The organism is Eionea flava (assembly GCF_055393785.1).
On record NZ_AP036018.1, the window covers coordinates 1,835,965 to 1,858,628 of the forward strand.

General features: G+C 43.1%; 20 protein-coding genes. 16 read left to right on the plus strand and 4 right to left on the minus strand.

Translation table 11 applies throughout. From position 1 onward, the window contains the following. Nucleotides 1–39: 39 nt before the first annotated feature. From gcvP to ACZ5O6_RS08050, 9 genes are all read left to right on the plus strand, one after another. Entirely contained in the window at nt 40–2,865 is a 2,826-nt protein-coding gene (gene gcvP, locus ACZ5O6_RS08010; protein ID WP_447092792.1) for an aminomethyl-transferring glycine dehydrogenase, read from the plus strand. Between the two features lie 101 nt (nt 2,866–2,966). Next, the gene (gene glyA / locus ACZ5O6_RS08015; protein ID WP_447092791.1) at nt 2,967–4,223 is read left to right on the plus strand and encodes a serine hydroxymethyltransferase; all 1,257 of its coding nucleotides are present in this window, start codon (nt 2,967–2,969) and stop codon (nt 4,221–4,223) included. 9 nt (nt 4,224–4,232) lie between these two features. Further along, nucleotides 4,233–5,657 carry an L-serine ammonia-lyase gene (locus tag ACZ5O6_RS08020; protein WP_447092790.1) on the plus strand — a complete coding sequence of 475 codons (1,425 nt, stop codon included), beginning with the start codon at nt 4,233–4,235 and terminating at the stop codon, nt 5,655–5,657. 18 nt (nt 5,658–5,675) lie between these two features. Beyond that, nucleotides 5,676–6,038 carry a glycine cleavage system protein GcvH gene (gene gcvH / locus ACZ5O6_RS08025; RefSeq protein ID WP_447092789.1) on the plus strand — a complete coding sequence of 121 codons (363 nt, stop codon included), beginning with the start codon at nt 5,676–5,678 and terminating at the stop codon, nt 6,036–6,038. A gap of 415 nt (nt 6,039–6,453) precedes the next feature. Next, nucleotides 6,454–7,464, plus strand: a complete 1,011-nt coding sequence (locus tag ACZ5O6_RS08030) for an amino acid ABC transporter substrate-binding protein (protein ID WP_464283499.1) — start codon at nt 6,454–6,456, stop codon at nt 7,462–7,464. 80 nt (nt 7,465–7,544) lie between these two features. Next, nucleotides 7,545–8,729 carry an amino acid ABC transporter permease gene (locus ACZ5O6_RS08035; protein ID WP_447092787.1) on the plus strand — a complete coding sequence of 395 codons (1,185 nt, stop codon included), beginning with the start codon at nt 7,545–7,547 and terminating at the stop codon, nt 8,727–8,729. 22 nt (nt 8,730–8,751) lie between these two features. Beyond that, on the plus strand, nt 8,752–9,852 hold the full coding sequence (locus ACZ5O6_RS08040; protein WP_447092786.1) for an amino acid ABC transporter permease: 1,101 nt from the start codon (nt 8,752–8,754) through the stop codon (nt 9,850–9,852). 21 nt (nt 9,853–9,873) lie between these two features. Beyond that, entirely contained in the window at nt 9,874–10,641 is a 768-nt protein-coding gene (locus ACZ5O6_RS08045) for an amino acid ABC transporter ATP-binding protein (protein WP_447092785.1), read from the plus strand. Nucleotides 10,642–10,782: 141 nt separating this feature from the next. Beyond that, nucleotides 10,783–11,490 carry a hypothetical protein gene (locus ACZ5O6_RS08050; protein WP_447092784.1) on the plus strand — a complete coding sequence of 236 codons (708 nt, stop codon included), beginning with the start codon at nt 10,783–10,785 and terminating at the stop codon, nt 11,488–11,490. A gap of 45 nt (nt 11,491–11,535) precedes the next feature. Here the strand turns inward: ACZ5O6_RS08050 and tusA are convergent, their stop codons facing one another. Continuing rightward, entirely contained in the window at nt 11,536–11,769 is a 234-nt protein-coding gene (gene tusA / locus ACZ5O6_RS08055) for a sulfurtransferase TusA (RefSeq protein ID WP_447092783.1), read from the minus strand. A 197-nt stretch (nt 11,770–11,966) separates the two neighbouring features. Here tusA and ACZ5O6_RS08060 point away from each other — a divergent pair, with 197 nt between their 5' ends. Continuing rightward, entirely contained in the window at nt 11,967–12,323 is a 357-nt protein-coding gene (locus tag ACZ5O6_RS08060; RefSeq protein WP_447092782.1) for a hypothetical protein, read from the plus strand. A 13-nt stretch (nt 12,324–12,336) separates the two neighbouring features. Here ACZ5O6_RS08060 and ACZ5O6_RS08065 read toward each other — a convergent pair whose 3' ends face one another. Both ACZ5O6_RS08065 and ACZ5O6_RS08070 read right to left on the minus strand, forming a co-directional pair. Beyond that, nucleotides 12,337–12,561 carry a YheU family protein gene (locus tag ACZ5O6_RS08065; protein WP_447092781.1) on the minus strand — a complete coding sequence of 75 codons (225 nt, stop codon included), beginning with the start codon at nt 12,559–12,561 and terminating at the stop codon, nt 12,337–12,339. Nucleotides 12,562–12,672: 111 nt separating this feature from the next. Beyond that, nucleotides 12,673–14,121 (minus strand): tetratricopeptide repeat protein, encoded by a 1,449-nt coding sequence (locus ACZ5O6_RS08070; RefSeq protein ID WP_447092780.1) that lies wholly within the window; start codon nt 14,119–14,121, stop codon nt 12,673–12,675. Between the two features lie 311 nt (nt 14,122–14,432). Between ACZ5O6_RS08070 and trmL the strand changes: the two genes are divergently transcribed. The 6 genes from trmL to ACZ5O6_RS08100 all read left to right on the plus strand — a co-directional run bounded on the left by trmL (nt 14,433) and on the right by ACZ5O6_RS08100 (nt 21,683). After that, nucleotides 14,433–14,903 (plus strand): tRNA (uridine(34)/cytosine(34)/5-carboxymethylaminomethyluridine(34)-2'-O)-methyltransferase TrmL, encoded by a 471-nt coding sequence (gene trmL, locus ACZ5O6_RS08075; RefSeq protein WP_447092779.1) that lies wholly within the window; start codon nt 14,433–14,435, stop codon nt 14,901–14,903. 94 nt (nt 14,904–14,997) lie between these two features. Then, complete coding sequence (gene fldB / locus ACZ5O6_RS08080) at nt 14,998–15,525, plus strand: flavodoxin FldB (protein ID WP_447092778.1); 528 nt, start codon at nt 14,998–15,000, stop codon at nt 15,523–15,525. Between the two features lie 6 nt (nt 15,526–15,531). Next, complete coding sequence (gene mnmC1 / locus ACZ5O6_RS08085; RefSeq protein ID WP_447092777.1) at nt 15,532–17,763, plus strand: FAD-dependent 5-carboxymethylaminomethyl-2-thiouridine(34) oxidoreductase MnmC1; 2,232 nt, start codon at nt 15,532–15,534, stop codon at nt 17,761–17,763. A gap of 87 nt (nt 17,764–17,850) precedes the next feature. After that, nucleotides 17,851–18,654, plus strand: a complete 804-nt coding sequence (locus ACZ5O6_RS08090) for a late competence development ComFB family protein (RefSeq protein ID WP_464283500.1) — start codon at nt 17,851–17,853, stop codon at nt 18,652–18,654. Between the two features lie 75 nt (nt 18,655–18,729). Further along, nucleotides 18,730–19,584, plus strand: coding sequence for a glutaminyl-peptide cyclotransferase (locus tag ACZ5O6_RS08095; protein ID WP_447092775.1), 855 nt, complete (start codon nt 18,730–18,732; stop codon nt 19,582–19,584). A 107-nt stretch (nt 19,585–19,691) separates the two neighbouring features. Beyond that, nucleotides 19,692–21,683 carry a VacB/RNase II family 3'-5' exoribonuclease gene (locus ACZ5O6_RS08100; RefSeq protein ID WP_447092774.1) on the plus strand — a complete coding sequence of 664 codons (1,992 nt, stop codon included), beginning with the start codon at nt 19,692–19,694 and terminating at the stop codon, nt 21,681–21,683. A gap of 71 nt (nt 21,684–21,754) precedes the next feature. Here ACZ5O6_RS08100 and purU read toward each other — a convergent pair whose 3' ends face one another. Beyond that, on the minus strand, nt 21,755–22,621 hold the full coding sequence (purU, locus tag ACZ5O6_RS08105; protein ID WP_447092773.1) for a formyltetrahydrofolate deformylase: 867 nt from the start codon (nt 22,619–22,621) through the stop codon (nt 21,755–21,757). Between the last annotated feature and the right edge of the window lie 43 nt (nt 22,622–22,664).

Below are 22,664 nucleotides of genomic sequence, written 5' to 3' on the forward strand. Positions count from 1 at the left end.
TACGGCCGTAAACACGTATATGAAAGGAGACAAGCAGTAATGATTAACGATACCCCATTTAGCGCTCGACATATTGGTCTTGAGTCGCCAGATCAAAAAGCCATGTTGGACACCTTAGGCTACGATAGTATGGCGAGCTTCATCAACAATGTAGTGCCTGCAGCCATTCACTCGTCCTCTCCTTTGCAATTAGGTAATGCCCTTAGCGAACAAGCCGCAATCGCCGAGCTACGCGGTCTAGCCAAACAAAACAAAGTCTACCGATCGCTTATTGGGCAAGGATATTATGCAAGCTTTACCCCTTATGTCATTCAGCGCAACCTACTTGAAAACCCAGCATGGTATACCGCCTACACCCCTTATCAACCTGAAATCTCTCAAGGTCGACTAGAAGGTATCCTCAATTTCCAAACGATGATCACTGATCTAACGGGCATGGACTTATCTAGCTCATCGCTATTAGATGAAGGCACAGCCGCTGCCGAGTCTATGGCGCTATGCAAGCGTATGGCTAAATCAAAAGCACAATCATTTTTTGTGGATGAAAACTGTTTTCCACAGACAATTGAAGTCGTCAAAACGCGTGCTAAACCTTTAGGTATTGAAATCGTCGTTGGCGACCCATTAGCGCAAGATAGCTACGACCATTTTGGCTGGTTACTCCAGTACCCTGGTGCCAACGGTGAAATTCGTGATTTTGCGCCATTAATTGCAACAGCACATGACAACAAATCGCTCGTTGTTATGGCAGCAGATATTCTTAGCCTGTTATTACTAAAATCCCCAGGTGACACCGGTGCTGATGTAGCGATTGGCTGCACACAACGCTTTGGTGTTCCTCTGGGCTTTGGTGGCCCACATGCTGCCTATATGGCAACACGTGAAGCCTTCAAACGCTCATTACCGGGACGCCTTGTGGGCGTATCGCAAGATAGCCATGGCAAACCGGCTTATCGTTTAGCATTACAAACACGCGAGCAACACATTCGACGAGAGAAAGCGACCAGTAACATTTGTACTGCTCAAGTTCTACTTGCCGTTATCGCCAGCATGTACGCCGCCTATCATGGCCCCGATGGGCTGCGCGCTATCGCTACGCGTGTTCACCGCTTAACGGGTCAGCTTGCTCGTGGATTAGAAGATCTAGGTTTTGCACGTGAAAATACCCACTTTTTCGACACGCTTACCATTTCTACGGGTGAAAAAACTGAGGCTATTCATGCCGCAGCTAGAGCCCATGAAATTAACCTACGCGAAATCGACACGAACACCTTAGGTATTTCACTTGATGAAACCTGCGATAGTGCGCAAGTTGAACAATTGCTAGCCATTTTTGCAGAAAAAGCCATCACCCTACCCGAAAAACCAGTTGAAGGTATTGATTCTGCATTAGCAAGGCAGGATGCCGTATTAACTCACCCAGTGTTCAATACCTATCACTCTGAGACAGAAATGATGCGCTATCTACGCAAACTTTCTGATAAGGATATTGCGCTAGATCGCGCCATGATACCTCTCGGTTCGTGCACCATGAAACTGAATGCTAGCGCAGAAATGATGCCGATTAGCTGGCCAGAGTTCGCCAACATTCACCCCTTTGTGCCTGCCGATCAAGTATTAGGTTACAAAGCGATGATCGAAGAAACCGAGCGTATGCTCTGCGAAATCACCGGCTATGATGCGATGTCACTCCAACCCAATGCAGGATCTCAAGGTGAATATGCGGGCCTGTTAGCGATTGAGGCTTATCATGCGAGCCGTGGTGAAGCGCACCGTAATATTTGCTTAATTCCCAGTTCAGCACACGGCACCAACCCAGCATCAGCGCAATTATGTGGCATGCGTGTGGTGGTGGTTAAATGCGATGAACAAGGTAATGTGGATATTGACGATTTACGACAAAAAGCCGATGAATGTAGCGACAATCTTGCTGCACTGATGGTCACCTACCCTTCGACACACGGAGTATTTGAAGAAGCCATTCAAGAAATTTGCGGCATTATTCATGACCATGGTGGCCAAGTGTATATTGATGGTGCCAACCTCAATGCGATGGTGGGAGTCTGTCAGCCGGGCAAATTTGGCGGCGATGTTTCTCACTTAAATCTGCATAAAACGTTCTGTATACCACACGGCGGCGGCGGCCCCGGTGTTGGACCTATCGGTGTTGGAAAACACTTAGAACCTTTCTTACCCGGCCACTACACCAATAATGAAGAATCTACCGTAGGTGCTGTTGCATCGGCTGCTTGGGGCAGTGCGAGCATTCTGCCGATCACTTGGATGTATATCAAAATGATGGGCGCCGATGGTTTACGAGAAGCAACCGAAGCGGCCATATTAAGTGGTAACTATATCGCTAAGCAGCTAAGTGATGCCTACCCTGTACTTTATACCGGTCGCAATCACCTAGTGGCTCACGAATGCATTATCGATTTACGCCCCATTAAAGATAACTGCGGCGTGAGTGTCGACGATGTAGCAAAACGCCTTATTGATTATGGCTTTCATGCACCCACCATGTCGTTCCCCGTTTCCGGCACCTTAATGATTGAGCCTACGGAAAGCGAATCAAAAGCCGAAATTGATCGCTTTATTGAAGCCATGCTAATGATTCGCAAAGAAATTAACGAGGTTGAATCTGGAAAAGTGCCTGCAGACAACAATGTACTGAGCAATGCACCGCACACCGCAGAAGCACTCACGAGCGACGAATGGAATAAACCTTACTCTCGCTCGCAAGCGGCTTACCCTGTGTCATCGTTAAAAGCCAGTAAATACTGGGCACCCGTAGGACGACTAGATAATGCTTACGGCGATAAAAACCTACAGTGTTCTTGCTTACCACTTTCAGCCTACGAATAGCACTGACAACAATCACCTACCAATAGTGGTGTATGTATTAGCTTTTCATACACCGCTCAGTATCAATACCTCAATAATCCCTTAAAGATTGGAGAAAGCGTATGATTTCACAAAATCCGACCCTACAAACATTTGACCCAGAACTCTTTAACGCCGTAGAAAAAGAAGAAACTCGACAAGAACACCATATTGAACTGATCGCCTCTGAAAACTATGCCAGTCAAGCAGTGATGTCATTACAGGGGTCGGTACTCACCAATAAATACGCAGAAGGCTACCCTCACAAGCGCTACTATGGTGGATGTGAGCATGTAGACGTGGTTGAAGCCCTCGCCATTGATCGTGCTAAGCAGCTTTTCGGCGCAGACTATGCCAATGTGCAGCCGCATTCTGGTTCACAGGCGAATGCCGCAGTCTATATGGCGCTATTACAGCCTGGCGATACTATTTTAGGCTTGTCACTCGACCATGGGGGGCATTTAACCCATGGTGCAAAACCCAACTTCTCCGGCAAAATATATAACGCCATTCAGTATGGTATTGATGCGGATAGCGGTGAGCTTAACTACGATGATATCGAAGCACTTGCCGTAGAACATCAACCTAAAATGATTGTCGCAGGATTTTCTGCTTACTCACGCACCATGGACTGGAGCAAATTTCGCACTATCGCAGATAAGGTCGGCGCATACCTGTTAGTTGATATGGCACATGTTGCTGGTCTCGTGGCTGCAGGGCTTTACCCCAACCCTGTGCCTTTTGCGGATGCAGTGACGACCACCACACACAAAACCCTACGCGGCCCTCGTGGTGGCTTAATTTTATCCAAAAGAGAGCCAGAATTTACTAAAAAATTCGACTCGATGATATTCCCAGGTATTCAGGGTGGCCCATTAATGCATGTCATTGCAGCTAAAGCAGTGGCATTTTTAGAAGCATTACAGCCCGACTTTACTACCTACCAACAACAAGTCATCAAAAATGCTCAAACGATGGCTGACACTTTTATTGAACAGGGTTACAACGTCGTCTCTAAAGGGACAGACAATCATTTATTTTTGTTAGACCTTATTGATAAAGGCCTCACCGGAAAAGAGGCCGATTTAGCGTTGGGATCGGCTAACATTACCGTCAACAAAAATACCGTGCCAAACGATCCTCAATCACCGTTTGTCACCAGCGGTATACGCATAGGTACTGCAGCTATTACCACACGCGGCATGAAAGAAGCGCAAGCAAAACAATTAACCTTATGGATGTGCGAAGTACTAGCGAACCCCAGTGATGCTGATGTCATTATTGATGTTCAGAAAAAAGTAGTCGCACTATGCGAGCAATTCCCTGTATATCAATCATAGGATACGATCATGTTTGTCAGCACATTTGATCTTTTCTCTGTCGGCATTGGACCATCGAGCTCTCATACCGTAGGCCCCATGCGAGCAGCAACATTGTTTGTAAGCTCTCTCGAAGATACAGGCTTACTTACCCAAGTATCCAGTGTTAAAGCAGAAATGTTTGGCTCTTTAGGAGCCACAGGCAAGGGGCACGGCACACCCAAAGCGGTACTAATGGGTTTAGAAGGTGAATCACCTGAAGCGATCGATGTGGATAGCATTGCTCAACGAGTAGCCGATATAAAAGAACAGCAACAGCTATCGTTAAGCAAAACACACACGATTTTCTTCAATTACGATACAGATTTAATTCTCAACCGCAAAGAAAGCCTCCCACTTCACTCAAACGGCATGCAGTTTATAGCCTTTAATGAAGCTAAAGAGGTCATATTAGAAAAGACGTATTACTCCGTCGGCGGTGGCTTCGTACATGACGATGACGCGATGAATATGGATAAGGCATCTGATACTGACGATGCCACTGTTGGCGCTCAAAAATCAACCGACTATTTTGAGTTTTCTAGCGCTAAAGAACTGCTCGAACTCTGCAAAGAGCACAAGCTCTCAATTTCAGAAGTCATGCTACACAACGAATGTGTTCATGCCGATGAAGCCACAGTAAGATCAAAACTAATGGATATTTGGCATGTAATGGCTAAATCCGTGACCAACGGATGTCAGGCAACAGGCATATTACCCGGCGGTCTAAAAGTGCCCCGCCGAGCACCAGAGTTATACGATCGACTCAATAGCAACCCCGCAAAAGGCTTAAGTGACCCTCTGACGGTGACCGATTGGGTAACGTTATACGCGCTAGCGGTTAATGAAGAAAATGCTGCCGGCGGACGTATTGTTACCGCTCCCACTAATGGTGCAGCGGGCATTATTCCTGCCGTCATGCACTACTATAAAAACTTTGCACCACACGCCAGCGATGAAGGCATCATTAAGTTTCTACTTACCGCTGCTGCCATCGGCACACTTTATAAAAAGAATGCTTCTATTAGCGGCGCCGAAGTGGGCTGCCAAGGAGAAGTAGGGTCAGCATGCTCAATGGCTGCTGGCGCACTCTGTGAAGTAATGGGTGGCACACCCGAACAAGTTGAGAATGCGGCAGAAATAGGCATGGAACATAATCTCGGCCTTACCTGCGACCCTATCGGTGGCCTAGTACAAGTCCCCTGTATCGAGCGCAACGCCATGGCGTCAATAAAAGCCATTAGCGCATCACGGATGGCCTTATTAGGCAATGGCTCGCACTTTGTTTCATTAGACAAGGTCATTAAAACCATGCGCGACACAGGGAGAGATATGCGAGATAAATATAAAGAAACATCTAGAGGCGGCTTAGCAGTCAATGTACTAGAAGTGCCCGTCAATATTGTTGAATGTTAACTTAAAAAGGTGAAGATAATGAGAAAGTACACTGAAGACCATGAATGGTTAGAAATTGAAGGGGATGTGGCCACCGTAGGTATTACCGAACACGCCTCAACCCAATTGGGCGATCTTGTCTACGTTGAACTCCCTGAAATTGACACTGACGTTAATACGGGCGATGAAATCGTCGTTATCGAATCGGTTAAAGCCGCCGGAGAAGTACTCGCACCTTGTGACGGAAAAATTATCGCAATTAATGAAGCGCTTGTAGATGATGCGGAAATTGTCAGCAATAATCCTGAAAGCGATGGCTGGTTTTTTAAAATACAGATCAGTGATAGCTCTCAAACCGATGGCATGATGGACAAAGAAACCTACGATGCAATGTTTGATTAAAACGTCACTTATAACCACAAAAAAACCTAAAATACTGACAAAATCCTACTAAATAAGCCGAATTTCTAAAAATGCAGTAAAAATAAACAGAGAAAAAAGCAAAATAAACGGAGAAAAAAGCAAAAAAACCGTATTTTTAGATGTACTAACGGATCGTTATGGATATAATGATCCGCACCATTCGAGAGCTTGTCGAATAAATTATAGGTAAAAAAGCATAGTTTTTAAGCTCTATTACCTGTCGATATGTTTAAGAAAAAGATGGTGAATAAAGTACTAAGAAACATATCCTTGATCCCTGTTTCCAGTCGAACATCGTATTCGTCTGATAGCAATTATATAAATGAGCGCATGCGTCTTATTTAACAATTTTTGTGTAACTTTAATAATAACTTTAATAATCAGGAGAAATCTAATGAAGAAACTTTCAACAGTCGTTGCTGGTGGTCTAGCCCTTGTTGCCCTAGGTGCACAAGCAGGTACACTTGATGATGTGAAAGCACGTGGCGCTTTATCTTGTGGTGTAAGTACAGGTCTTGCTGGCTTCTCACAAAAAGATGAAAAAGGTGCATGGAGCGGTCTAGACGTTGACGTTTGTCGCGCTGTCGCTGCTGCCGTCCTTGGTGATGCTTCAAAAGTTCAATACAAGCCACTAACTGCTAAAGAGCGCTTTACTGCACTTCAGTCTGGCGAAATTGACATTTTGTCTCGTAACACTACATGGACTCACACTCGTGATACATCTCTAGGTCTAAACTTTGCTGGCGTTAACTACTACGACGGTCAAGGTTTTATGGTATCTAAAAAGTTAGGCGTTAACAGTGCACTAGAACTAGACGGTGCTGCGGTTTGTATTCAAGCAGGTACAACTACTGAGCTGAACTTAGCAGATTACTTCCGTACTAATGGCATGAGCTACAAAGCAGTAACTTTTGATAGTTCTGACCAAACACGTATCGGTTTCGAAAGCGGCCGCTGTGACGTATTAACATCTGACCAATCACAACTTTATGCACTACGCATTGGTCTACAAGATCCAAGTGCTGCGGTAGTTCTACCAGAAGTTATTTCTAAAGAGCCACTAGGTCCTGTTGTTCGTCAAGGCGACAATGCATGGTTCAACGTTGTTCGTTGGTCTTTAATGGCTATGATCGAAGCTGAGTTCTTGAACATTGACTCTGCTGGTGCTGACACTGCAAAAGCTAGCGGTTCTCCTGAGCAAAAACGCTTAATGGGTACTGAAGGTGGTGCTGGTGAAAAACTAGGTATCTCTGATGACTGGGCATACAACATCGTTAAGCAAGTAGGTAACTACTCTGAAAGCTTTGAGCGTAATGTTGGTTCAGGTTCAGCACTTAAAATTGCACGTGGCTTAAACGCACAGTGGAATAAAGGCGGCATTCTTTATTCTTCACCAGTTCGTTAATTTCTCGTGATTGGGTAAATACAAAGGGGCTTTTAGCCCCTTTGTATTATTTGTAACTACGATTTTATGAAGTACTACTTATGTCGAATCAACAACTTGTAACAACCTCCCCTTCCTTCTTTAATAATCCTAAAAATCGCTCGTTAATCTATCAATTTCTATTGTTAGCAGGGCTTGTCTATTTTTTCTACGGTATTGTGAGCAATACCATAGCAAATATGGAAGCATTAGGAATTAAAAGTGGTTATGGCTTTTTATACGAAACAGCAGGTTTCGATATATTAATGTCTCTTGTTCCTTATGATGCAACTTATACTTATGGTCGAACGTTTGTAGTTGGGTTTCTAAACACTATTTTAGTGAGTGTCATCGGAATATTTTTATCAACTATTCTTGGTTTTATTGTCGGAATTTCTTACTTTTCTAAAAACTGGTTAATACATAAGATTTCAATTACTTATGTACAAACATTCCGTAATATCCCTCTACTTTTACAAATTTTCTTCTGGTATTTTGCCGTACTTTCAGCATTACCCAGTGCAAGAGATAGCATAAATATTGGTGAGTCTGTTTTCTTAAACGTACGCGGCCTTTACTTCCCGGCACTCGTGGGCGAATCAGGTTCTGGAATTGTTTATATCGCTTTATTAGTAGCCGTTATCGCAACATTTATTATCAAGCGTTGGGCAAAAAAGCGTCAAGATGAAACCGGTGAACAGTTTCCTGTATTGATGACAGGCTTAGGCTTAATTATTGGCTTACCTTTGATTGCTACATTAGTCATGGGGCTTCCTTTTACTCTTGATTACCCCGCACTCCAAGGCTTTAACTTTGCAGGTGGCGTAACGGTAATCCCTGAATTAATGGCATTATCTTTAGCATTGACAGTATATGGTGCAGCCTTTATTGCAGAAGCCGTGCGCGCAGGTATTCAAGCCGTGCCTCATGGACAAACCGAAGCTGCTCGTAGTATCGCACTGCCTGAAAAGCGCATCATGTCCTTAATCATCGTTCCACAGGCTATGCGCGTTATTGTTCCTCTGCTAAATAGTGAGTATCAAAGCCTTATTAAAAACTCTACGCTAGCAACGGCTATTGGTTACCCTGACCTATTTACAGTATTTGTAGGTACAACACTTAACCAGACTGGGCAGGCTATTGAGATCGTCTTTATGACCATGGCAGCATACTTTGCAATCAATATGCTAGTGTCAGTGATCATGAATTTTGTCAATGGCGGCGTTGCATTGACTGAAAGAAAATAAATATTTGAGGTATTGAACGGATATGAAAGAATTTATCGCAAAACCTGCAAGACCGGCGCCTTCATCGGAGGTGGGTCCTGCTGCATGGCTAAGAGAAAATTTATTTTCTTCAGCATTTAATGCTATTTGTACTCTCATTGTTGTCGCGTTTTTAATTACTGTGATTCCCGACTTACTGGACTGGTTTTTCTTTTCAGCAGACTGGGCCGGAACAACACAGGCAGCCTGTGACAGTGGCGGTGCATGCTGGGTATTTATTCGCGCATGGTTCCAGCAGCTAATGTACGGCAGCTACCTTGATGGCGAATTGTGGCGTGTTAACCTATGTGTTATTTCGCTTATTGCAATCATTTATGCAGCAACCGCACTCCCGAAAGATTATCGTAATAAAGTCGCCATTCCTTTATTCTTAATCTCTCCATTCATCTGGATCATCATTCTAGATGGTCGCCTTATAGGCTTAGAGTACGTTAATACTGATTACTGGGGTGGCTTTGCACTAAACGTGCTTATGTCTGCAGCGAGTATCATTGTTGCGTTTCCGTTAAGCTTTTTGTGGGCACTCGGCCGACGTTCAGAAATGCCTTTCACACGTACAGTTTGTGTTGTGTTGATCGAGTTTTTCCGTGGTACACCTGTACTTGCTCTATTCTTTATGGGCTCGGTAATGTTGCCATTATTCTTCCCTGAAGGAACTAATGTCGATAAGCTGATTCGTGTATGGATTGTACTGATTCTATTTATGTCAGGTTATATGGCTGAAGTATTCCGTGGTGGTTTCCAAGCGATTCCCCAAGGACAATACGAAGCGGCTGACTCGTTAGGCTTAAGCTATTGGCAGAAAAACTTGTTAATTATCTTGCCGCAAAATATTAAGGTTTCTATGCCTAATATCTTGGCAACATTTATCATGTTATTCAAAAATACAACATTCTTATTGATCATCGGTATTTTTGAAATTCTAAGTACTACGCAAACTGCGTTAACTAATTCAAATTGGTTGGGCGGTCATTCAACTGAAGGGTATGTTTTTGTGGCGCTTATCTTCTGGGTATGCTGTTTCAGCATGTCGATGATAAGTAATTCTATCGAAAGAAAATTAGAAACTAGCCATAGACGATAATATTTAATAGAGGGTGTATTTGTGACTACAAATAATCAAGCAAAGAAAGAAAAAGGCGAAGATATCATTGTCATTAAAGACATGAACAAATGGTATGGTAACTTCCATGTACTAAAAGATATTAACCTAACCGTTCAAAAAGGCGAGCGTATCGTTGTGTGTGGTCCTTCTGGTTCAGGTAAATCAACGATGATTCGTTGTATTAACCGCCTAGAAGTATTCCAACAAGGCTCTCTAGTGGTTAATGGCATCGAAATGATCGACGATGTTAAAAACATCGAAAGCATTCGACGTGAAGTTGGTATGGTGTTCCAACACTTTAACCTCTTCCCTCATTTAACTATTTTAGAAAACTTAACGCTAGGACCTATTTGGGTGCAGAAAAAGCCTAAGGAAGAAGCCGAAGCAACGGCTATGAAATACCTTGAGCGCGTTAAAATCCCTGATCAGGCACTTAAATTCCCAGGCCAATTATCAGGTGGACAGCAACAGCGTGTAGCTATTGCTCGATCGCTTTGTATGGCACCAGAAATTATGCTTTTTGATGAGCCAACGTCAGCACTAGATCCAGAAATGATTAAAGAAGTTTTGGATGTAATGGTTGAACTAGCAGAAGAAGAAGGCATGACCATGATTTGTGTAACGCATGAAATGGCTTTTGCTAAAACAGTTGCTGACCGCGTTATCTTTATGGATGGTGGTGAGATTGTCGAAGAAAACACGCCTAATGAATTCTTTGATCATCCAGAAACTGATCGTTTACAACTATTCTTAAGCCAAATTCTTTAATTAATTGGTAAATAAGCATTGATTTCATCATTAAATCTTTCTAATTAATGCTTATTTAAGTTGTAATTTTCAGCATCTAGATATACATTTAAAGGTAAGTGAAGCGATTCACTTACCTTTTTTGTTTTTATAGGGGTGCTTATGAAAACGCCAGATGACTCTTCTCAAAATGATAACGTCGTTGACTTATTTAGCGGCAAATCACTTTCCGATCTAAAAGACCAACGTTTTATTCGACTTGCGCCTGAGCTAGATGGATTAGAAATGCTCTATTCCAATGATATTTCTGATGGACGCTTGTTTAGCTTACAAGTACTTTGTTGGGGGCTAAGAGCGAGCGGTGAAGTTGTTGGGCTCGTACCATGGCTAAATCAACTCATTGCCTGTACAGATATATGTGACCCCCTTAATGGACAGTGGGAAGGCTACTATGATCCGGGCATTGATGACATTTTCGACGAACCCCCTATGCACAAAGTCGTTGAGTTAGAGACAGCGTCGGAATATTACGAATACCACTCAGATAACCCTGAGGATATCATTCAAGAAATTCCAGATACTATTGGCACACATGCCATTTTATCCGATGACGGCTTTCAGAGTGTTACTTTATCGGAAATTGTTAGCTGGCGACTGCTCAACGACGGCAGTATGGACGGTATGCTGGCTGACCATGAAAAAGTGATTTCAACTCCCGTATTACCAGGCGACGACTGCTTATACTCTGCTAATAAGCACCCTCAGTTTAAATACTTCTTTCAACACCATATCGCCAATAAAATAAAATCTAAAGACCCTGAGGCAATAGCCGCTATTTCATTGCTTGCAGAAGATGAACCCGGTGAATAATGATTATTCCCATAACATTTTCTTGGGTGATAAGGGCTCGTTAAGTTAACCTTTATTCTTTTCGATAATATAGGTATATATCCCCTTTTCTTGATCACTCGACAGCAATTTGTATCCCAGAAAGTGACAAAACTTAGGGATATCCCGCTCTGTTGATGGATCTGTAGCAGTTACCTCAACGACATCTCCTGCCGTCATTGCTCGCACGGCTTTATGTAAAAGCATTACGGGTTCTGGGCATAGCAACCCCGACGTATCAAGCTGTATCTTCTCTGTCATATTTATCAAACTTTATTATTCATGTTTTTCATAACTAACCTGCACCCGAGAGATAAAGCCTTATTACACTCTGTAGGTGCAGCGAATTTTTTCATCTATTTACTCGTGATTTTACCATTATTGACTAGACTTATAGGGTGAAAGAGGCAATTTATATCCATGTAACACCTCAACCAATCGAGCGGTAATTAGACATAGTGAGTATTTTTAGTAGTATCGACTCCCAGTCACTTTTCTTAACCCATAAGTTGTTAAGTGTACATTCGCCAAAATTAGGCGAAGCAATCCCCTATGATACCCAATCTCGATACGATATTGGGGAAGTAACACTTGAATTAGATGTCGATACAATTAACCAAATCATTGAAGAGTTAACGGGGATCGGGCAAGGCTGGCTCAACGATAAAGATAACGAATGCTTTGAAGAAAGAAAACAGATTATGTCTTACTTACTTAAACAATGGATTAAAGTGGGTGAAGAAACTCAACGCGTACACGATAGCCAAACAAGTACTCACAGTGGCGACCATGAACATTCACAAACTCGTCACTAACTAACTTCAGCTGTTATAACCATTCATCGTACTGCGCTTTTGTCATCAGATTGACTGATTCACTCGCCGCGTCATAGACAATAAGTACAATTCCCAATTGTAGTTGCTTTTTAACCTGAACAACTTTTTCGTCAAGCGCTATTTCTTGTTCTCCATAATCTGTTCCCTCACGAGTAATAAATGACTCTATTAACGCCTCTAGAGTATCAAGGGGAATTTTTTCAACAGGAACAATCAAAGTGCTCTACTCTTTTAAATAGTGATTTGAAAGCCTCACCTAACGAGTATTAGCCTTCAATGTAGTAAAGCATATGATACAAGATGCCTGCACTTAATAGGAGAGTGGATATCAATATTCCACCAATGCCAACTGGCGCTCATTAATATAGCGCTCTATAGATGACTGGCTATCTGCATAAAGGCGAGCATAGCTAAAAGCCTGAAGCGCATCATCCACTTGATTCAAGGAATCAAGAGAGACCGCCAAGCCTAACCAAAGGCGCGGATTTTGGTAGTCAACATTGAGTAACTGCTTATACCAATAAGCGGATTGTTCAAAATCACCAACTTTGTACTGCAAACTAGCCAACAATAAATAATAAGCTTTATTATCAGAAAAGTCAGGGCGATGAGCCGATAGCATATTCAGCGCACCTTGATTGTCTCCTCTGGCCATAATAATACGTGCGGCTTTTTCAGTAAATTGATGTGTATCCAGCGCTTTACTCTCATAAATCAAATTTTCTGCTTTTGCATATTGATGATTCGACAAATAAATTTTTAGCAATAGATCATTAGACTCACCCCAAAAACCAGAAAGGCGCGTGAAGTTTTGCAGCATTTGTTTTGACGCAGGCTGTTGACCCGTTTCATAAAGCGCTATAGCAGCTTGAGAGACTTTTTGATCGGCAATAAAGATGCTATCACGCTGTTGATAAGCCATCTCTTGATCATCATATTGAACGGCATCATCTGCGATCACATGAGCGTTTTGTGACTCGTCACTTTCATCAGAAAAAAGTGAATCATCCGATAAATACGTCGAGAACCGTTGAATGATTGTCGATACGTCCATATATTTTTCGCCAGCGCGATAGGCGCTTTTTACTAAAATAGGCACCTTATAGCTTTCGTTTTTTGCAATAACCGACTCGGCCAAATAAACATAACGATCAACAATATTCTTAATACCTTGTAAAGCCTCAGTATTGCCAGGTTCTATCGATAGTACCTGCTCATAGCGTACAAAGGCATTTTCTCCCGGTGGCGACATCAAGCGGTCTCGTGCAAATAAACGGTTACCAGAGGCCAGTACTTTATTAACATTAATCTCAGCGTTTACGTCGGGGATCACTTCCTCCAAGCGTACGTTACCATTTGCCTTTTGAGGAACGCTCACCAGCAGTTCGGCATCAATAAATCGAGCGATCTCTTCAGGCACCGCATGCTGAAAGTCGGTCGAAGCACTATGATTTCCAGTCAGTAACAGAGCCGCCGGTGTTTCAACAACCGTATCCGACAACACTTCACCCAATGCAGGAGCTGGATGAAATGCTTCTAAATTTTCATACTTCACAGGAATCAGTGGCTCTAATATCTGGTAGTGCCACACAAACACTGAAGAAGAAACCAGAAGCAGTACAAACAATATATTCAACCGTCTATCTCTTCGCTTTTTTAGTAACTTTTCATGAGCAATCTCATCAGACAAATAGATATACCCATCAATTACTTTCGATGAGTCAATCAGCTTGGCATCCAACTGTAATTCACTAAAGTCAGAACGCATCATATTCATATTTCACCTCCAAGTAGGTCATGCAGAACACAACCCACTATCGGGACCAACATCCCGCTTATCTCTTAATATTGAGTACATGTAATTAAAGTGTAGCTAAAAAACTAAAATACTCTATAAAACACAAAAATAAGCCGCCAAATTGCACTAAAAACCACGTAGTAAAATAAGTTCCAAGTAGAAGAAAGGTCGAAACATCCTATTCACTACAACCATATCTTGAGGTTCTATGGGGAGGTAAAATTGTCTATACTCTCCTCCACTACGAGATCAGATGATTTCAGCACCGCTAGAATATCCCGAGTAACGCCATGCCTTTATGTAATATCGTATTATTTGAACCAGAAATACCGCCAAATACCGGTAATGTCATTCGTTTAGCCGCCAACACAGGTTGTATATTGCATATTATTGAACCAACAGGATTCGATTTGGATGATAAGAAACTACGGCGAGCAGGTTTGGACTACGGTGAATGGAAAGATATGCAAACCTATAAAAACTGGGATGCTTTTATAGAAAAAGCCACACCACAGCGACTCTTTGCCATTAGTACTAAAGGCAAACGCTATTACCATGATATTGATTTTCAAGAAAATGATTTTGTCGTATTCGGCCCAGAAACAAGAGGCTTACCCGACAATGTGCTCTACCATCCCATAATGACCGAACAAGTCCGTATTCCAATGACAAAAAATAGCCGGAGTATGAACTTATCAAATTCTGTTTCGGTGATTGTTTACGAAGCGTGGCGACAACAAGGCTTTGTAGATTCCGTTTAAGCCTATTGCCTATTCATTTTCAGACCCGGCACCCATGCTATAACGTATAATGGTGCAATCAATATTATTCCATTTTTATTAACGAGCAAAAAATATGAGCAACGCACCTATTGGCTTATTTTACGGTAGCTCAACCTGTTATACCGAAATGGCTGCAGAAAAAATACAACAACAGTTTCCTAACAACAGTGTAGATGTATTAAATATTGCCGACACACCAATTAGTGAAATGGGCAACTATACGCAACTCATTTTAGGGATTCCAACATGGGATTACGGTGAACTACAAGAAGATTGGGAAGACCATTGGGATAGCATGGATGCGATTGACTTTAGTAATAAAACCATTGCACTTTATGGTTTGGGAGATCAAGTAGGCTACCCTGAATGGTTTTTAGATGCCATGGGTTATTTACATAACAAAGTACTGTCGCAAGGCGCGAAAATAATTGGATACTGGCCAAATAAAGGTTATGAATTTACCGAATCGCAAGCGCTCACCGAAGATAAAACACACTTTGTCGGCCTGGCCTTAGACGACGAGAATGAGTTCGACCAAACCGACCAACGTATTAGCACCTGGTGTGATGAATTAAAACAACACTTTGTTATACCCCGCTAAATTAATATGGACGAACTTAATCGCACCATTTATTGGGATGACGAGGGGCAACCCATATCACAACACTTTGATGACATTTACTTTTCTAAAGAAGATGGGCTTGCCGAAACCGATTACGTTTTTTTACAAAATAACCAACTTGAACAACGTTTTTCTCACCTTCAAACGGGGGATATTCATACAATAGGCGAAACTGGCTTCGGCACGGGGCTCAATTTTTTAGCCTGTTGTGAGCTCTGGGGGAAAACCGCACAACCCAACACACACTTACATTTTATTAGTACCGAAAAATATCCCCTGACTAAAAAGGTCATTACTCAGGCAGCCGCACTCTGGCCAACGCTATCTTTTGCGACCGAATCACTGCTTAAGGTTTACCCCAGCAATATCACTCAAAATACCATCACCCAATCGGGTGAAACCGTCGACATGTATCGTCTATCTGTTAGTGAATCAATCACATTAACACTGCTCATTGGCGATGCCGCCACTGGACTTGAGCAACTACTCGCTCGCACATTACCCAGCTCAACGACCAGCTCAACGAAGAGTCTTGAACATGACTATCATGCTGACTCTATACAGTGGCAAGGCATTGACACTTGGTTTCTCGACGGCTTTGCACCGGCTAAAAACCCAGATATGTGGACTGAAAAACTCTTCGCCACAATGGCTAAACTAAGCCATAACGAGACACACCTAGCCACTTTTACAGCAGCAGGCAACGTACGTAGAGGGCTCAGTGCAGCAGGTTTTTCTCTGTCAAAAGCACCGGGCTTCGGCAAAAAACGAGAAATGTTGATAGGCCGCTTTACGACTCATAAAAACAATAGCCAGCAAGAAGACGAGCAAAACAAGAGTACAAATAACACAGCCAATAAGCTCAATGAAAATCCGCTTCTTACAGTGCAAAGTAGAAAAAAAGAGACGGGTATTGTGCACCCGCTCTCCACATGGGCGCTTACAAAAGATTATAAACCCACAAAAAAAGCAGACCGTGTTGCGGTCATTGGCGGTGGTCTTGCCGGCTGTCATAGCGCTTATGCATTGGCAAATAAAGGCTATCAAGTCACTATTTTTGAAAAGAGCGACCGCCTAGCTAGCGGCGCCTCAGGTAATGCTCAAGGTGTTGTATACGGTAAGCTATCCGCGAAATGTGATCCGCTTGGTGAGATTAATCGCTATAGCTTACGTTATGCGCAAGCATTGTATTTTCGCTATTGGCAACAAAAACAGTGTGCTAATCAAGGGGATGCCTGCGGTGTTTTGCAACTTAGCCTTTCAGAGAAAATGCAGCAAGCACATCAAGCGATTACCGATAACATTATTAACAATCCTGAATATGTTCGCTATTTATCCGCACAAGAGGCAAGCACTGTAGCCAACACGCGCATTGATTACCCAGCGCTGTACTTTCCTCAGTTAGGCTGGGTAAATCCGGCTCTCTTATGCCAATGGCTCACCCAGCATTCGAATATCACTATCACGCCCAATACGCATATTGATCAATTGAAGAAATCTATAAACTGGGTCGTAAAAGGAAAAAAAAGTACCACACCCTTCACCGACAATTTTGACCTCGTCGTTGTCGCCAATGCTTATGACGCGGCTCAGTTTGAGCAGACGCAACATTTACCCATAAAAAAAATACGTGGCCAAGTTAGCCATTACCCCGCAACGGAAGTATCACAGCACTTACGTACCATCGTGTGCGGCAAAGGGTATATCGCGCCTGCAACGCATCATAAATCGCAAACAAAGATACACTGCTTAGGTGCGAGCTTTAACTTACATAACAACAGCACACAACTTAACGCACAAGATCACCAGCAAAATATAGAACATATCCAGCAACAGACGCCTGAGCTACTACCCGAGTGGGGTGATGAATCATCGCAAGCGGCTATTGATAGCTTAGAGGGGCGTGTCAGTTTTCGGTGTGTCACACCCGACTACTTACCTATTACTGGTGCAGTTCCGGTTATCGATGCCATTAAACGTCGCTATGGCTCACTCAGTAAAAATGGGCGCCAAATTATTAATGAAGCCGGCGACTACCACCCAGGTCTTTACGTCAACATTGGCTATGGCTCACGCGGCCTCAGCTATGCACCGTTATGCAGTGAAATACTCGCCAGCACCATCGAGGGTGCACCACCGCCTATCCCCCAATACCTTATTCAAAAGCTGAATCCTGCACGTTTTGTTATTCGAGACCTTATTCGCGCTAAGCCCTAAGCTGTAAATTCGCATATTTTCAGATCAGCACTATACTTTTTATATTGCTTTATCTGCACACTAATATGAAGGTCTATTGCTATGCTTATGTCACGTCCACGCGCTGCGTCTACACATGCTGAAGTTGCTAATATTCATAACTATTACGAACGATTGGTGACCGAAAGTATCACCAAGACCGATGACCGCGCACTAGAGGATACCGATTTTTTAGCGGATGTATCCTGTGTAGCCTTGAACCATTTACCTCCCCGATATATTCGCCATGATGTAGATATGAGCTTTTTTATGTCTCCAGTTGAGAGAGAAGAGACGGAAGAAAAAGTACAAACAGCGGTCGATTATGCACTTATTTTTGTCCGACAACGGGAAGAAGAGCGCCAAGAATTTACTCCTGAAGACATTATTACCGATGCGGTAAACAGCGAAGACGATGTTGAACAAGCCATCGCTGAAGAGTCCTCCCAGCCGATTGAGCAAGAAGAAGCTGCACAAGAGGCAACCTTAGCTCCTGAAACAGAACTAGAATCTGCTAAGCCAGGCAGCGAAGAAAGTAATGAAGATGCGATGGTAGAGACCGACACTGCACCTGCTCAATCACCCGATGCCGATCTATCCCTGATGGACTCTGACCACACCTCAGGTTCTGTCGAAACTCCTGAACATAATGCTGATGCATCCGCAGACAACACCGATATGACAGAAGCAACAGAAAGCCCGATGCCCGTCGAAGATAATGAGCAAGATGAAGCAGCACCCACAGACTTTTCTATGGATGATATGCCTATGGACGATGCGGGTACCGATATGATGGATGAAATGCCAGAACTGACTCAACCCAGTGCCCAAGCAGAGGTATTGCCCACTATAGAGACAAACCCGCCTCAGTAATTAAGGCTCTAGTAGAGTCACAAAGCGATCTATCCTACACTAGGGCTTTATTGGTTTCTTATGGTAGGTCGCGTTTTGAGCCTGATACAATACGTCATCTCTTTTTCTAGGCAATACTGGTTGATACATACCAGTGGCCTGCTGCTCTGCTTACTCTGTGTAATCGGTGTCAATAGCACTGTCAATGCCAGCAATAACAACACATCTAATCACCCCACAGGTGCATCAAGCCATTTTCCGGTAATTGTTCAAAAAATAGAATCCCATAGCCCCCTCATTTTCACTCAAGGTTTTATCAAACAAGACCATGTTTTTTATATCAGTAGTGGCTTGTACAAACAATCTTTCATTCAACGTAATGACAAGCAACATACATTAAGCTACTCATTACCCCCACGCTATTTTGCAGAAGGGCTAACATTATTTAACGACCGTCTATACCTCCTTACATGGAAGGAGGAAACATTATTCATACTCAACCAACACACATTACAGCCAGAAAAAACACTACGCTATCAGGGCGAAGGCTGGGGGCTCACACATAACAGCACACACTTAATTATGAGTAATGGCAGTTCAACACTTCTATTTCGTGACCCCAACGATTTTAGTATTTGGCGACGCCTAACCGTTAACCAAGCATTACAACTCAACGAATTAGAGTATGTGAACGGCATTATTTGGGCAAATGATTGGAATGAAGACACCATTTACGGTATCAGCGAACATAGCGGGTGTGTCATTGCGACACTCGACCTATCCTACCTTCGCCAACAAACCGTTACCCCCAATCGAAGTAATATCAGTAATGGCATCGCCTATGACAAACAAGCGCACGGGCTATGGGTCACGGGAAAATATTGGCCGTCCCGTTACCTGATTCAGTATCCCGAAATAGACACCCAGAAAATTCATAACACGGCCTGCTAGGTAAGAGCCTGTTAACACTAATAAAAGCCAATAGATAACGTGTTTATTCTGGGATTTCATTGTAAACTGTCGCCCTCTTTTTAAGCCCTACAGAATCGATACCCCTTATGTTTTCTAACGATCAACTTTCTGCCCTGACACAACTTAAACAAAACATTCGCTCCAGCCGAGACATTGCCCAAGGCATTGTTCGCGCTACGTCAGGCCGCTTTGGTTTTGTCGGTTTAGATGATGGCAGAGATGCTTACCTTAACCCTGAACAGATGGAACGAGTATTTCCGGGAGACCGAGTAGAAGTTGAAACCAAACAAAACGATAAAGAACAATTTGAAGCTAAGTTAGAAAAGCTCATCAGCTCGTCTGTCGATTTTCTTTCTGGTCGCTACCGTATTCGTGGTAAAGGCCATTTTATTGCGACCGACATGCACAACTTTGATCGCTGGATTTTTATTCCTCCAAAGCTACGCATGAAATGTACTGACGGTTGCTACATTACTGCCAAAGTCACTCAGCACCCATTTAAAGAGGGCCGAGCACAAGCGAAGGTGACACAAAATCTAGGTGATGAAAACACGCCGTTTATTGAGAAACTGTATACCATTGCAAAGCATGGCTTATCCAACACATTTGACACCTCAGTAGAAACTGCCGCTACAGCACTCATTGAAAACGCAAAAGAAGAAAACACTTCCAGCGATAATCACTGTGCTCAAGTATCAACTGAAGACCTACGACACATCCCTTTTGTGACCATTGATTCTGCCGCTACACGCGATATGGATGATGCTTTGGCGATTGAAAGCCTTGATACTGGCTGGAAACTGTCGGTTGCCATTGCAGCACCCAGCGTGGATATTTCCTTCAATAGCCCATTAGATAAGGCCGCTAAAAAACGAGCGCAAACAACCTACTTTGCTGATAAGCCTCTAACCATGTTGCCCGAAGGACTATCAATTGAGCGTTACTCACTCAAAGAAAACGAAGAGCGCCAAAGTTTAGTATTCCAGTGTCACGTTGATGATAGTGGGCGTGTTAGCAATAGCACATTTATTCCAGCCACTATCAAGTCACACGGTAAACTCAGCTATATGCACGTAGCCGCATTTTTACAGGGTGATGAATATAAAACCAGCCCAACGTTGTCAGACCCGGCTAATTTTTCTGAGCCATTAAAGCAACTACACGCCTGTACACAAGCATTACATCTGTATCGCCAAACACATCATATTGTCTTAGATAATCGTGCTGATTTTGCGCTATATGTCGATGCTAAAGGCAAGCTTGATAAAATAGAAAAAATCGAGCGTAACTGCGCTCATCGTATTGTAGAAGAGGCGATGCTGCTCACCAATCGCTGTGCAGGTGACTTTTTAGCATCGCATAATGTTGGACTATTTGTGCATCATCAGGGCTATCGTGACGAGCGTCGAAAAGATATCGAAACACTCTTAACAGAAAAAACGCAACAAACCATTGCCAACACTCAAGAACTATCCAACTACATTGACACCCTAAGAACATTACAAAAACATGAAGAGGCTGAGGCCTTACTCTCTATTCAACAGCGCTTTTTAGAAGCCAGCCAATTGAGTGGCACACCTCAACCTCATTTTGGCTTGGGCTTTGATTACTATGCTACCATCACTTCACCGATTCGACGCTATCAAGACCTATACAACCAGCGAGTTATTTATCAACTATTAGGACAGCAAGCCACTGACAAACTGTCGCAAGTAGACATAGAGCAGTTACAAGAGAGCATTAAAACTAGTCGTAATGCCTCACTGTTTATGGAAAAGTGGCTCATTTGTGATTATATGCAGAGCAAAATCGGCGAACAATTTACTGGTTCCGTTAGTTTGCTGACTAACCAAGGTATCGGCGTGCGCTTAAACGATACCGGTATCGAAGGATTTGTTGCGGCAAAAAAAGCCGATAAACGTAAGCCCAACGCAGCATTTGATAAAGTGTCTTTTAACAACCAACGTATGGAATTAACGTGGAATGACCAAGCCATCGCGCTCGATCAAACGATCACCGTCACGTTACTGCGCTGTGATCATGAGAAGAAAAAACTAGAATTTGGTTTTGCAGAATAGAGAAATCATTCCCCCATGCCGATATCAGGCTTGATTCGGCATAGGCATAAACAGCAACAACTGTTTACAGGCTAACGGTCAAACACGACCGTTTTATCGCCATTTATCAGTACACGGTGTTCGGCGTGCCAGCGTACCGCTCGACTCAGCACGACAGCCTCAATATCTTGGCCTATCTCGACCAATTCTTCTGGGCTATTAGCATGGCTAACACGCTCAACAGCTTGTTCGATAATAGGCCCTTCATCCAAGTCTGCCGTTACATAGTGGGCGGTTGCACCAATCAATTTAACCCCGCGGTCATAGGCTTGATGATAAGGCTTTGCTCCTTTAAACCCAGGCAAGAACGAATGATGAATATTGATTGCTCGCCCCGATAGGGTTTCACATAATTCATTCGACAAGATTTGCATATACCTCGCCAACACTAAAAAATCAGCATTAAGCGTATCATTCATTAGCGTTAACAACTGAGACTCTTGCTGAGGTTTTGTCTCGGCTGTTATCGGTCGATAATAAAATGGCACTTCATACCAATCACATAAAGAACGCATGACTTCGTGATTAGAAACCACACCCACAATATCAACGGATAATGAACCACGCTTCCATGCATTGAGCAAGTGGCTCAAACAATGCCCCCATTGAGACACTGCGATAAGCACTTTAGGTTTTTGCTGAGTATTCACCAGCTCCCAAGTCATACCATAACGTTCAGCTAATGGTTGAAAGCAAACATTCATGTCATCTAAAGGCTTACCCCCTTCACACGATTCAAAGACGGTACGCATAAAAAAGCGAGAGGCCGATACATCCTCAAACTGAGATGATGCACGAATATTGAACCCTTGCAGAGCAAATAAGTTAGCAACGGCAGCCACAATGCCTGGCTGGTCTTTACAGCTAAGTTTAAGAACAAGATCGGTGGTATGAGTCATAAGCCATATACTGAATAAGTAAAGGCAGGAATACTAACTGAAG